Below are 12,652 nucleotides of genomic sequence, written 5' to 3' on the forward strand. Positions count from 1 at the left end.
GAGGGGCACCGGTGAACGACCGATACGACGGTTACTCGGGCAGTTACTCGGGGGACGCGTCCAACACGTCCGACCAGTACGAGCTCGTCGGCTACGACGAGTACGGGCAGCCCGTGTACCGGCAGGTGCCCCAGCAGCCTGCGCAGTACGAGTATCCGCAAGCGACCCAGGGCCAGGGCTACGGCTACGACCCGTACGCCACCGGCCAGCAGCCGCCGGTGCCCTCGTACGACACGTACGACCCCTACGGGGCGGGTGCGCCCGCGCAGCAGGGGCCGCCCCCTTCCTACGACCCCTACGGGGCTGTCGCGGGAACGGGGCAGCAGCAGCGCGTCGAGGAGCAGACCGCGACCGCTCACATCCCGGCGCAGGCCGCTCCCCGGACCGAGCCCGCGGCGCGCGAGCGCGACGGGGCGCCCGAGTACCGCACCGAGCAGTTCTCCTTCGTCGAGGAGCCGGACGAGAACTCCGAAGACGTCATCGACTGGCTGAAGTTCACCGAGTCGCGCACCGAGCGCCGCGAGGAGGCCCGCCGCCGCGGCCGCAGCCGGGTCGTCGCCCTCGTCATAGTCCTCGTGCTCTGCGTGACCGGCGGTGTCGGCTACCTCTGGTACGCGGGCAAGCTGCCCGGCTTCGGCTCCGCCGACTCCGGCAAGGGCGCCGCAGACACCGCGGGCCCGCAGAACCGCGACGTGATCGTCGTCCATCTCCACAACACCAAGGGCGGCGGCACCTCCACCGCGCTGCTCGTCAACAACACCACCACCAAGCAGGGCACCACCGTCCTGCTCCCCAACTCCCTTGCCCTGACGGACGACGAGGGCAGCACGACGACGCTCGGCAAGTCCGTCGGCGGCGACGGGTCCTCCGGCACGCGCGACGCCATCGACACCGTCCTCGGCACGGACGTCGAGGGCACGTGGCGGCTGGACACCCCGTACCTCAACAACCTCGTCGAACTCGTCGGCAACATCGACATCGACACGAACGCCGACGTCCCCGACCCGGCCGCCAAGTCCGGGAAGAAGGCGACGTCCCCGCTGGTCAAGAAGGGCAAGCAGCAGACGCTGAGCGGCCCCATGGCCGTCGCGTACGCCACCTACCGCGCGCCCGGCGAGTCCGAGACCGCGCAGCTCATGCGGTTCGGCCAAGTCATGCAGGGCGTACTGCGCAAGCTGTCGTCCGACCCGCACGCCGCCACCGTCACCGTCCAGTCCCTCGCCCAGATCCTCGACCCGTCGCTGGGCGAGAAGGACCTCGGCGCGTTCCTCGCCAAGCTCGCCGACCGGGCCAAGGGCGGCGACTACAAGACGGCGCTCCTGCCCGTGCAGCAGGACGGCACCCTGTCCGAGCAGGCCACCGACAGCGTCGTCAAGGACGTCCTCGGAGGCACCGTCAAGAACCCGGGCAAGGACGCCTCCGTACGCGTCGGCATCAAGAACGCCACCGGCGTGAAGGCCCGCACGGAGAAGGCCAGGGTCTCGCTCGTGAACGGCGGCTACACCTTCGTCGACGCCGGGACGGGCACCGCGGCCCAGCCCGCGTCGCAGGTCACGTACCAGGACGCCGACCGCAAGCAGGACGCCGTCGAGGTCGCCAAGACCCTGGGTCTGCCGACGAGTGCGGTGCGCAAGGGGAAGACCGTGGCGAACGCGGACGTGTCCGTGGTCCTCGGGCAGAACTACACGGGCGGACAGTAGGCGCGCCCGGCCCCGGGGGCGCGCTCCCGGGGCCAGGAGAATCCAGTAAGGGCCGTCGGCGGTCCGTGAGACCCTTGGGGTATCCCTTCAGGGGATTACTGCCCGCCGACGGAAAGCCTTGTAGTGACCGCCACTGACCGTTCCCTCGAGCTCATCACCACCGCCGCACAGGCGGCTGCCGACAAGCTCGCGCACGACATCATCGCGTACGACGTCAGCGATGTGCTGTCGATCACCGACGCCTTCCTGCTGGCCTCCGCGCCCAACGACCGCCAGGTCAAGTCGATCGTCGACGAGATCGAGGAGCGCCTGAACAAGGAGCTCGGCGCCAAGCCGGTCCGCCGCGAGGGCGACCGCGACGCCCGCTGGATCCTCCTCGACTACGTCGACATCGTCGTCCACGTCCAGCACAGCGAGGAGCGCGTCTTCTACGCCCTCGAGCGCCTGTGGAAGGACTGCCCCGAGCTGGAGCTTCCCGAGGACGCCAAGGCCACCCGTGGCAAGGCGGCGGAGCACGCCCAGCGGACGCAGGCCGCGGAGGAGGCCGAGGAGCTTCGCGAGCTGGGCGGAGAGCTGCGTTGACCGCCGCGGGGGCCGGCGCCGGAGCGGCCGGGGGACCGGCCCGCGGACGGCGCGTCATCCTGTGGCGGCACGGCCAGACCGCCTGGAACCTGGAGCGCCGCTTCCAGGGCTCCACGGACATCGGCCTGACCGAGACCGGCGTCGCCCAGGCCCGCCGGGCCGCCCGGCTGCTCGCCTCGCTGAAGCCGGACGCCATCGTCGCGTCCGACCTCAGCAGGGCCGCCGCCACGGCCGCCGAGCTGGGCGCGCTCACGGGCCTCGACGTCACGCACGACGAGGGCCTGCGCGAGACCTACGCCGGTGAGTGGCAGGGCCTCACGCACGACGAGATCATCGGCCGTTACGGCGACCAGTACGCCGCGTGGAAGCGCGGCGAGCCGGTGCGCCGCGGTGGCGGAGAACTCGAGACGGAGGTCGCCGACCGGGCCGCCCCCATCGTGCTCAGCCACGCGGAGAAGCTGCCGCAGGACGGCACGCTCGTCGTGGTCAGCCACGGCGGCACGATCCGCACCACCATCGGGCGCCTCCTCGGTCTCGAGTCCCACCACTGGGAAGGTCTCGGCGGTCTCTCCAACTGCTGCTGGTCCGTCCTCGGCCAGGGGGCACGCGGCTGGCGGCTGCTCGAGCACAACGCGGGCACGCTCCCGGAGCCGGTGCTCGGCGACGACGACTGAGCCCCCGACGGGGCCGGACGGCCGGATTTCACTTTCCGGCAGGTCGCAGGCTAAAGTTCTTCTTGTTCGCAGCCGCGCAGAGCGGGGAGAACGCAAGGGGCTATAGCTCAGTTGGTAGAGCGCCTGCATGGCATGCAGGAGGTCAGGAGTTCAATTCTCCTTAGCTCCACAGTCGAAGCGTCCGCTTCACAAAGATCCCGTCCGGGTAAGGGCGGGATTTTTTGTTACCCGGCACACTTTTTCCAACTGCCCTGAGGCGCTTGGTGTCCAGGAGCGTATAGGTCTGCGGATGTGGTCCTCGTGTGTGGGTCTGTGCGTAAGTGCTGGCCGGAGCGGGCGAACTCGGCGCCGTGTCCGGACCGGTACTCATGCGTCGCTGACCGTGACGCTCCGGCCGTGGCAGAATCGGACGGCCGGTAGAGGGCCGCGTCCGATCGACGAAGACGGCCCGACGGGAGGGAGAACGCGATGCCCGCGCGCATCACCGAGGCGGCCGACCGCCCCCTCGGCGTGACAGTGAGACCGGCCGAAGCAGCCCATTGCGGGCAGCACATGACTTCCCCTTCCCCCTCCCCCTCTTCTTCCTCTTTCCCCGACTGTCCGTCCTGCGGCTCCCTCCACGTCGCGCAGATGCTCGGCGACAACGGCGGGATCTCGTACGTGTGCACGGCCTGCGGCCACAGCTGGAGCTGATCGATGGGTGCACACAGGAGGACGTGCGACTGGTGCGGCAGCGGCACGCCCATCGTCAGGGACATGGAGCCGGTCAACCCCGACTATCAGTACTGGTGCGAGGAGTGCGCGCGGGCGCTGATCATAAAGGGCGACCCGATCGAGACATATCGGGAACTGGAGGGCGAGCCGATCTACGGCCGGCTGCTCGACGAGCACTGCACGCTCAAGCGGTTCTATTCGTTCGCCACGGCCTGAGGGTGGCCTAAATTCGGGCAAATCAGACCAAGGCGGAAACGATTTGGTGATGCACCGGGTGCCCGGTAATGTTGGCGTCGCCGCCGGGGAAACCGGGCGACACGGTGAACATGCGGCTCCGCCGCGTGGCCACACGGGGCTATAGCTCAGTTGGTAGAGCGCCTGCATGGCATGCAGGAGGTCAGGAGTTCAATTCTCCTTAGCTCCACAATAGTTGGACATGAAGACGGGCCACCCGAACAGGGTGGCCCGCTTTCGTATGCCCTCACGCAGCCCCGCGGGGGGCGCTCACGGCGTCAGCCGCGCCCGCTGCCCAGCGCCCTGCGCCCCCGGCCCGGCGGGAGCGCCGGCGGCAGGGCCGGGCGGGCAGGAACCGCCGCCGGGTCCTCCTCGATACGCAGCGCCAGCGCGGGGCACCGCCGTACGGCCCGTACGGCCCGCGCCTCCGAATAGCGCGCCACGGGGGCCTCCGCCACCGAGGGATAGCCGTCGGGGCCCAGCTGGATCAGCTCCGGCACGATGTCCGCGCACAGGCCGTGGCCCTCGCACAGCGTCCAGTCCACCGCGAGCCGCCGGCCGCTGGGGGACTCACCCTGCGGCGCCTCCGTGTGCAGGGGCAGCACGCCCTGCACCGGGCGTCCGCAGCCGCCGCCCAGGACATGCGCGGCCAGATCGTCCGTGAACGCCGAGATCGTCGACTCCAGGAACGCCGCCGAACCGTCCGGGTGCTTGCACGCGCCGCGCCGCTTCACCGCCCTGGTGACCTGCTGGAGGGCTTCTAGGGCGGTGGGGCCGCCGCCGTTCAGCACGTCCTCCAGGCCGCGCGCCGCCGCCGGCAGACCCAGATAACAGGGCCCGCACTGGCCCGCGCTCTCCGAGGCCAGCCACTGCGCCACCCGCAGCGCCTCGCCGAGCGGGCAGGTGTCCGGGCCGATCGGCAGGATCGCGCCCGCGCCCAGCGCGCCACCGGCGGCCTCCAGGGAGGCGCGGGAGACCACCGCCTCCTGCGCCGCGAAGGCGTCGAGCCACTTGCCGTGATAGCCGCCCGTGAGCACGCCCTGGGGCATCGGCGGGGCGCCCGCGAGTTGGAGCACGTACCGAAGGGGCACCCCCGCCGGCACTTCGAGGACCATCGGGCGGGCGACGGCTCCGGAGAGGGTCAGCAGGATCGTGCCGGGCTCGTCGCGCAGGCCCGTGCGGCAGTAACGCTCGGGCCCGGTGCGGGCCGCGACGGCGAGCTGGGCGAAGGTCTCGGCGTTCGACAGCAGCGTGGGCGCGCCGCCCACCCCGGAGTCGGAGGCGCGCACCTTGCGGCCCGGAGGCACCGGGGGTCCGCCGTCCGCCGAGCGGATCAGCGCGGAGGACTCCCCGGTGACCATGCGTACGGGGTTGCGCTGCACGCGCGCGCGTAGCGGGGCGCCACGGCGGTTGGACAGGCCCCTTTCGAGGAGCGCGGCCTGCATGGACGCCTCGGTGGAGTCGCGGGTCACGCCCACCACGAGGGTGCGGGCGCCGAGCGCCTCGGCGACCAGGAGCGCGCCGTCGAGGATGAGATGCGGGGCGCGGTTGATCAGCACCGTGTCCTTGCGGCAGGCGGGTTCGTCCTCGCTGCCGTTGACCACGACGACGGGGCGCACCCCGCGGCGTATCGCGGACTGGGCGACGGCGCGCAGCTTCTTGGCGAAGGGGAACCCCGCGCCGCCGCGGCCGCGCAGCGATATCTGCCCGGCCAGCGCGGCCAGTTGCTCACCGCCCATCGGTTCGAGCGGGCCGTGCACTTTCAGATGCATGTCGAGGTCGAGTCGCTCGACCAGGTCGAAGCCCGAGGTGAGCTGGGGGAGACCGACGACGCGGACTTCGGGGACGTCGGGCAGCGCGGTGTTCACTGAATGCCTCCGGGCGGCGTGTTCCAGGGTTCACCCGCGGCGGGGGCCTGGAACGGGCCGGGCAGCGTTTCGGTGGCGGACTCTTCCTCGAAGCTCGGGATGCCGCCGTAGGGGGTGTCGAGAGTGGGGTCGTACGCCGAGGGGGGTGCCGGAGCGGGGGGCGGTGGGGACGGGGCCGGCCAGCGCTCGGGGGGCTCGGGGTCGACGAACGGGAGGGCCTCGGTGGGCTGGAGGTCCAGGAGGGTCAGCGGCTCCCCGTGGGGCGGGTCGCCGAAGAGCGGGTCCACCGGGGTCGAGACCGCGCGGTAGGCGGCCGAGAAGCCGATGCCCGCAGTGGCGGGGCGCGGCTCGAACGCGGGGCGCGCCGGGGCCTCGTACAGCGGTGGCATGCCGGGGGACCGCATCTGGAGCGGGTTGTCGCGCGGCCGCGGCGGGGGCTCGCGGTTCACGTCGAAGCGGGGGTCGGACGGTGCGGGGCGTCCGGCGCCGCCGGGCAGCGGGGATTCGGTGACGTCCCTGCGGCGGGTGCCCTGTGTCCTGCCGTCCCCGTCGAGGAGTGCGAGGACACGGGAGGCGACCTTGCGCTTGACCGCTCCCGGCGCCGCACGCAGGGCGACCGCGCCGCCCACAGCGACCAGGCACAGGCAGTACAGGACCACCACGTAGGTCTTCGGCTGCCGGCCCGCGTACAGGCCGTGGATCAGCGCGGAGCACCAGGCGGGGTAGGCCAGCATGTGCAGGGCGCGCCAGCGGGAGGCGATCTGGGCCGGGGAGGCGAAGGCCTTGCGCAGCGCGCCGGTGACGCCGGTGGTGACCATCAGGAGCCCGGCGAGCGAGCCGAGGCCGATCAGGCCCGCGCTGCCGGTCACGCCGAGCCCGAAGGGGATCAGCGCGCCGACCACGGACACATGGTCGAGGGCCAGCTTGACCGTGACGTGCAGCAGCAGGAAGCCGATCGAGGCGACCGCCGTGGCCCGGTGCACGCCCTGGGAGAGAAGGCGCTGGCGCGAGGTCAGGAACAGCCGGTCGGAGGCGACCAGGCCCCAGACGACGGACGCCGTCAGGGAGACCAGGGACAGCACCCCGGTGGTGAAGTCGAGCGCGGCGCGGAAGGCGTCGCTCCCGACGAGCACCACCAGGGGTATCAGCAGCAGCGCCGCCGCGCACAGGGCCCCTCGTGCCGTCCGGCTGGGCGCGGGGGACGGGCGGATCCTGCGCCGGGGGCGCCGGGTATTTCGAAGCGGGGGGAACGGATTCAGCGGCTGCCCGTTCGTCGGGGAGTTCAACGGGGAGTTCAGTGGAGGGTTCATGGGGGCGACTCCGAATGGTTCGGCAAAGTGGTCCCGCTGCCGCACTCTAGGTCGACCCATACCAGCCAGTACGAGGTTTGAGTTATCTCGTTGTTATCTATCGGAGGTGTGGACTTTGTGTTGCCCCGATAGGGGTCGGTACGCGGGGTAACCCTTGGCCCATGCACGTTCCGAAGGCCTCCTTCGGCCCTTGCGCGGCCGTCCCGAGGCCCTCCCCGGTAAGCTCGTCGCGGCCCGTGTGGGCCCTGCGGTACCCTGACGCCATGCGTGCCGTACGCCTTCTGCTTAGCGAGCCGCGCTGATCAGTCCCGACCGCTGACGAATCGCGGATCGGAATCGGCGCGGCGCCCCCTCCTGTGCGAGGGGCATTTTTGTTTGGCCAGCGCGGTCAGTTCCGTAAGCAGAGACGATCGATGGAGCTTTGAGGATCATGAGCGAGACGAATTCCGCTGCCGCTTCCGAGGTGGCCGCGCCGCACCGCTACACGGCGACGATGGCCGCCGACATCGAGGCACGCTGGCAGGACTTCTGGGACGCCGACGGCACGTACGAGGCGCCGAACCCGAGCGGTGACCTGGCGGGCGACACCGAGGCGGACAGGGCGCTGGCCGCCAAGCCGAAGAAGTTCGTCATGGACATGTTCCCGTACCCCTCGGGTGCGGGCCTGCACGTCGGCCACCCGCTGGGCTACATCGCCACGGACGTCTTCGCGCGCTTCCAGCGCATGAACGGGCACAACGTCCTGCACACGCTGGGCTTCGACGCCTTCGGCCTGCCCGCCGAGCAGTACGCCGTGCAGACGGGCACCCACCCGCGCACGTCCACCGAAGCCAACATGGTCAACATGAAGTCCCAGCTGCGCCGGCTGGGCCTGGGCCACGACAAGCGCCGGTCGTTCGCCACGATCGACCCCGAGTACTACAAGTGGACCCAGTGGATCTTCGTCCAGATCTTCAACTCCTGGTACGACGACGAGGCGAAGAAGGCCCGTCCGATCGACCAGCTGATCGCGCAGTTCGAGAGCGGTGAACGCGCCGTACCGGACTCCACGCGCGCGTGGCACGAGCTGAACGGGGCCGAGCGGGCCGACGTACTGAGTGAGAACCGGCTGGCATACGCCTCCGAGGCGCCCGTCAACTGGTGCCCCGGCCTGGGCACCGTCCTGGCCAACGAGGAGGTCACCGCCGACGGCCGCTCCGAGCGCGGCAACTACCCCGTCTTCAAGGCCAAGCTGCGCCAGTGGAACATGCGCATCACCGCCTACGCGGACCGCCTGCTGGACGACCTGGACGCCCTGGACTGGCCCGAGGCGATCAAGCTGCAGCAGCGGAACTGGATCGGCCGCTCCGAGGGCGCCCGCGTCGACTTCCCCGTCGGCGACGACGCCATCACCGTCTTCACGACTCGTCAGGACACCCTGTTCGGCGCCACGTACATGGTCCTGGCGCCCGAGCACGACCTGGTGGACCGGATCGCCCCCGCCGCCTGGCCCGAGGGCACGCACGACGTCTGGACGGGCGGCCACGCGACGCCCGCCGAGGCCGTCGCCGCCTACCGCAAGCAGGCCGCCTCGAAGTCCGACGTCGAGCGCCAGGCCGAGGCCAAGGACAAGACCGGCGTCTTCACCGGCGCGTACGCGACCAACCCGGTCAGCGGCGAGCAGGTCCCCGTCTTCATCGCCGACTACGTCCTGATGGGCTACGGCACCGGCGCGATCATGGCCGTCCCCGCCCACGACACCCGCGACTTCGCGTTCGCGCGCGCCTTCGAGCTGCCTATGCGCTGCGTCGTGGAGCCCTCGGACGACCGCGGCACCGACACCACCACGTGGGACGACGCGTTCGCCTCCTACGAGGCGCGGCTGGTCAACTCCGCGAGCGAGCAGATCTCCATCGACGGCCTGGGCGTCACCGACGCCAAGGCGCGCATGACGGAGTGGCTGGAGCGCACCGGCATCGGCCGAGGCACCGTCAACTTCCGCCTGCGCGACTGGCTGTTCAGCCGCCAGCGTTACTGGGGCGAGCCCTTCCCGATCGTCTACGACGAGGACGGCGTCGCCCACTCGCTGCCCGAGTCGATGCTGCCCCTGGAGCTGCCGGAGGTCGACGACTACAGCCCCCGCACGTTCGACCCGGACGACGCCGACACCCAGCCCGAGACCCCGCTGTCCCGCAACGGCGACTGGGTCCACGTCACGCTGGACCTGGGCGACGGACCCAAGAAGTACCGCCGCGAGACCAACACCATGCCCAACTGGGCGGGTTCGTGCTGGTACGAGCTGCGCTACCTGGACCCGCACAACAGCGAGAAGCTGGTCGACCCGGCCATCGAGCAGTACTGGATGGGCCCCCGTGAGGGTCAGCCGACCGGTGGAGTCGACCTGTACGTGGGCGGCGCCGAACACGCCGTGCTGCACCTGCTGTACGCCCGCTTCTGGTCGAAGGTGCTGTTCGACCTGGGCCACGTCTCGTCGGCCGAGCCGTTCCACAAGCTGTACAACCAGGGCATGATCCAGGCCTACGTGTACCGCGACAGCCGCGGTATCGCGGTGCCCGCCGCCGAGGTCGAGGAGCGCGACGGCGCGTACTACTACGAGGGCGAGCAGGTCTCCCGTCTGCTGGGCAAGATGGGCAAGTCCCTGAAGAACGCCGTCACGCCGGACGAGATCTGCGCCGAGTACGGCGCGGACACCCTGCGCCTGTACGAGATGGCGATGGGCCCCCTGGACGTCTCGCGGCCGTGGGACACGCGCGCGGTGGTGGGCCAGTTCCGTCTGCTGCAGCGCCTGTGGCGCAACATCGTCGACGAGGCGAGCGGCGAGGTCACTGTCGTCGACACCGAGGACTCCGCCATCGACGGGACCACGCTGCGTGCACTGCACAAGGCGATCGACGGCGTCCGCCAGGACCTGGAGGGCATGCGGTTCAACACCGCCATCGCCAAGGTCACCGAGCTGAACAACCACCTGACCAAGGTCGGCGGCCCGCTGTCACGCAGCGTGGCCGAGCGCCTGGTGCTGCTGGTCGCGCCGCTGGCCCCGCACATCGCCGAGGAGCTGTGGCGCAAGCTGGGCCGGACCGACTCCGTCGTGCACCAGGACTTCCCCGTCGCCGACCCCGCGTACGTCGTGGACGAGTCCGTGACCTGCGTCGTGCAGATCAAGGGCAAGGTCAAGGCGCGCCTGGAGGTGTCCCCGTCGATCTCCGACGAGGAGCTGGAGAAGGTGGCCCTGGCCGACGAGCGCGTCGTCGCCGCGCTGGACGGCGCGGGCATCCGCAAGGTCATCGTGCGGGCGCCGAAGCTGGTGAACATCGTTCCCGCGTGAGTGGGGACCTCGGCCTCGCGTGAGCGGTGGCCGGTGCTGGGCGGCCACTCCGTTCAGCCGGATCAGGGTTGTTCCCTACGGGCAGGTTGGGGGTTCCGCTGGAACCTCCGGCCTGCCTTTTCCGTTTACGGTGGAAGAGGCGGACGGACCGCCGACCTTGTCGGGAGGAGCGTCATGGGAGAGGCTGTGATCGCGATCGTGGCGCTCATGTTCGTACTGTTCCTGGCCCTGGGCGCGTACGTGACGGTGAAGGTCGTCGGCGCTGCCAAGCGGGGAGTGGACCGCACGGTCGCGCAGGCCCGCCGGTCCGTCGAGGACACGACGCTCAAGGCTCGGACCTTCGTGCAGCCGGGCGCGGCCGGCGAGCTCGCGCAACTGCGGCTCAAGCTGCGTACGTCGATGAGGTCCACGCAGGACGCGCTCCACGCGCGCGTGGCCGAGGACGCCTCGCTCAAGGAATCGCTGGACCTCTTCGGCCGGCTCAGCGTGCACGGGCGCGAGCTGGACGACGACCTCAAGCGTCTTGAGACCGAGCCGGACAAGGCGCACCTCGCCGAACTCCTGCCCGACCTGCGCAAGCGGACGGAGCAGATCACCGCGTCGGCCGACTCCCTGCGCCGGGCGGCCAGGGACCGCGCCCACCGGATCGCCGATGATGACCTGGATTCCCTGAGCGCCCAGATCGACATCGAGGCGGGCGCACTGCGGCACTGGACGACCGAACCGTCGCCCGAGCCCGCGCAGACGCCGCCCTCGTGGCCCGAGGCATCGGCCCCGGAGCGCCCTGGCGCGCATCAGACCTGGCCAGGGACTCCCCAGGGCGGACAGGCCGAGGAGCCCGACCGGCCCGCGCTCTCACCCACTGACCCGCGCCCGGCCTATCCTTGGCAGAAGAAAGCCCGCCCGGAGAGCACGACTTGACGTGTGACCGGGCCACCGGGGCCGGGCTGCCGTCCACCGGCCCGGGCAGGTAATCTCCAGCTCATGTCCCGCCATGTCGCGATCGTCACGGATTCAACGGCCTACCTGCCGCGGCGGACGATGGAGCGCCACGGCATCATCGCGGTCCCCCTGACCGTGGTCCTTGGCGACCGGGCCCTCGAAGAGGGCGCCGAGATCTCCACCCGCTCACTCGCCGAAGCCCTGCAGAAGCGCCGGCCGGTGACCACGTCCCGGCCCAGCCCCGAAATCTTCGCCGCCACTTATCGCAAGCTGGCCGAAGAGGGTGCCACCAGCGTCGTCTCGCTCCATCTGTCGTCCGAACTCTCCGGCACCTACGACGCCGCGGTACTCGCCGCGCGCGAGGCGCCGGTGCCGGTCAGAGTCGTGGACACCGGCATGGTCGCGATGGCCCTCGGTTTCTGCGCGCTCACCGCCGCAGAGGTGGCCGACGGCGGCGGCACGGTCGACGAGGCCGTGACCGCGGCGGAGAAGCGGTCCGCCGCCACGTCCGCCTTCTTCTACGTCGACACCCTGGACTACCTCCGCCGCGGTGGCCGTATCGGCACCGCCCAGGCTCTGCTCGGCTCGGCGCTCGCCGTGAAACCGCTGTTGCAGCTCGAAGGCGGTCGCATCGAACTGCTGGAAAAAGTGCGCACGTCGTCGAAGGCGATCGCCCGGCTCCAGGAGATCGTCGCCGAGCGCGCGGGAACGAGCGAGGTCGACATCGCGGTGCACCATCTCGCCGCGCCGGACAGGGCGGCGACGTTCGCGGACCGGCTGCGGGAGCGGGTGCCGGGGCTCATGGACCTTCATGTCAGCGAGGTCGGCGCGGTGATCGGGGCGCACACGGGGCCGGGGTTGCTGGGGGCGGTTGTCTCGCCTCGGTGAGGTGCAGTGCGCTGAGCCGGGGGCGTGGTCCGTGAGTTGGGCTGCGCTTGTGGGTGACGGAGTTATCCACAACTGCCCGGTTGTCCCCGGGAAATGAGCAAGATCACCGCAGCTTCGGCGGAGTGCCTAGCGTTCGTGGCATGGCACTTGGATCAGCACTTTCAGGGACATCAGTACGTTCAGGCACACCGGTACGTTCAGTGACGCCGGACGCGGCCGCGGGGGATGTGGCGTCGGGGGTGGCGTCCGGCGCCGGGGCGGAGTCGGGGACGTGGCAGAGGCGTAGGCGAGTGCGGCGGCGCTATCGGCAGGCGTCGGCCGAGGCGTTGAGGTTGCGGGCGGAGGCGTTATTCGCCGAGGGGCGGGACGGACAGCCGGGCTCACCGGGTTTGCCTGGAGCCCCGAGTCTCTCGCC

The 12,652-nt window shown here is 70.8% G+C and carries 10 protein-coding genes and 2 tRNA genes; 10 read left to right on the forward strand and 2 right to left on the reverse strand.

Annotated features, from left to right (window positions below; translation table 11 throughout):
• Positions 1-11 precede the first annotated feature (11 nt).
• From OG758_RS31585 to OG758_RS31615, 7 genes are all read left to right on the forward strand, one after another.
• Positions 12-1,700, forward strand: coding sequence for a LytR C-terminal domain-containing protein (locus OG758_RS31585; RefSeq protein ID WP_326713044.1), 1,689 nt, complete (start codon positions 12-14; stop codon positions 1,698-1,700).
• Positions 1,701-1,823: 123 nt separating this feature from the next.
• A complete protein-coding gene (gene rsfS / locus OG758_RS31590; RefSeq protein ID WP_266564317.1) occupies positions 1,824-2,282 on the forward strand; it encodes a ribosome silencing factor in 459 nt (152 codons plus the stop codon).
• On the forward strand, positions 2,279-2,956 hold the full coding sequence (locus OG758_RS31595) for a histidine phosphatase family protein (protein ID WP_326713045.1): 678 nt from the start codon (positions 2,279-2,281) through the stop codon (positions 2,954-2,956). Before rsfS ends, OG758_RS31595 begins: the two co-directional genes overlap by 4 nt.
• 96 nt (positions 2,957-3,052) lie before the next feature.
• Positions 3,053-3,125: transfer RNA gene (locus OG758_RS31600), tRNA-Ala, on the forward strand.
• Between the two features lie 299 nt (positions 3,126-3,424).
• Positions 3,425-3,649, forward strand: a complete 225-nt coding sequence (locus OG758_RS31605; protein ID WP_326713046.1) for a hypothetical protein — start codon at positions 3,425-3,427, stop codon at positions 3,647-3,649.
• 3 nt (positions 3,650-3,652) lie between these two features.
• Complete coding sequence (locus OG758_RS31610; protein WP_116513021.1) at positions 3,653-3,886, forward strand: hypothetical protein; 234 nt, start codon at positions 3,653-3,655, stop codon at positions 3,884-3,886.
• A gap of 135 nt (positions 3,887-4,021) precedes the next feature.
• A tRNA-Ala gene (locus OG758_RS31615) sits at positions 4,022-4,094 on the forward strand.
• A gap of 88 nt (positions 4,095-4,182) precedes the next feature.
• Here the strand turns inward: OG758_RS31615 and OG758_RS31620 are convergent.
• On the reverse strand, positions 4,183-5,772 hold the full coding sequence (locus OG758_RS31620; RefSeq protein ID WP_116513022.1) for an NADH-ubiquinone oxidoreductase-F iron-sulfur binding region domain-containing protein: 1,590 nt from the start codon (positions 5,770-5,772) through the stop codon (positions 4,183-4,185).
• Positions 5,769-7,082, reverse strand: coding sequence for a ferric reductase-like transmembrane domain-containing protein (locus tag OG758_RS31625; protein WP_326713047.1), 1,314 nt, complete (start codon positions 7,080-7,082; stop codon positions 5,769-5,771). The genes OG758_RS31620 and OG758_RS31625 overlap by 4 nt, the downstream gene beginning before the upstream one ends.
• Positions 7,083-7,512: 430 nt before the next feature.
• Between OG758_RS31625 and leuS the strand changes: the two genes are divergently transcribed.
• The 3 genes from leuS (at position 7,513) to OG758_RS31640 (ending at position 12,237) form a co-directional block, all read left to right on the forward strand.
• Positions 7,513-10,407: a leucine--tRNA ligase gene (leuS, locus tag OG758_RS31630; RefSeq protein WP_326713048.1), complete on the forward strand. Its 2,895-nt coding sequence runs from the start codon at positions 7,513-7,515 to the stop codon at positions 10,405-10,407.
• 174 nt (positions 10,408-10,581) lie between these two features.
• The gene (locus tag OG758_RS31635) at positions 10,582-11,328 is read left to right on the forward strand and encodes a hypothetical protein (protein WP_326713049.1); all 747 of its coding nucleotides are present in this window, start codon (positions 10,582-10,584) and stop codon (positions 11,326-11,328) included.
• A gap of 63 nt (positions 11,329-11,391) precedes the next feature.
• Positions 11,392-12,237 carry a DegV family protein gene (locus tag OG758_RS31640; protein ID WP_326713050.1) on the forward strand — a complete coding sequence of 282 codons (846 nt, stop codon included), beginning with the start codon at positions 11,392-11,394 and terminating at the stop codon, positions 12,235-12,237.
• The last annotated feature ends 415 nt before the right edge of the window (positions 12,238-12,652 follow it).

It is taken from the genome of Streptomyces sp. NBC_01474 (assembly GCF_035918215.1).
Lineage (GTDB): Bacteria > Actinomycetota > Actinomycetes > Streptomycetales > Streptomycetaceae > Streptomyces > Streptomyces aureus.

Coding starts and splice junctions, on each gene's coding strand:
- OG758_RS31605 (WP_326713046.1), top strand. CDS start 3,425: ATGCCCGCGCGCATCACCGAGGCGGCCGACCGCCCCCTCGGCGTGACA.
- OG758_RS31610 (WP_116513021.1), top strand. CDS start 3,653: ATGGGTGCACACAGGAGGACGTGCGACTGGTGCGGCAGCGGCACGCCC.
- OG758_RS31625 (WP_326713047.1), bottom strand. CDS start 7,082: ATGAACCCTCCACTGAACTCCCCGTTGAACTCCCCGACGAACGGGCAG.
- leuS (WP_326713048.1), top strand. CDS start 7,513: ATGAGCGAGACGAATTCCGCTGCCGCTTCCGAGGTGGCCGCGCCGCAC.
- OG758_RS31635 (WP_326713049.1), top strand. CDS start 10,582: ATGGGAGAGGCTGTGATCGCGATCGTGGCGCTCATGTTCGTACTGTTC.
- OG758_RS31640 (WP_326713050.1), top strand. CDS start 11,392: ATGTCCCGCCATGTCGCGATCGTCACGGATTCAACGGCCTACCTGCCG.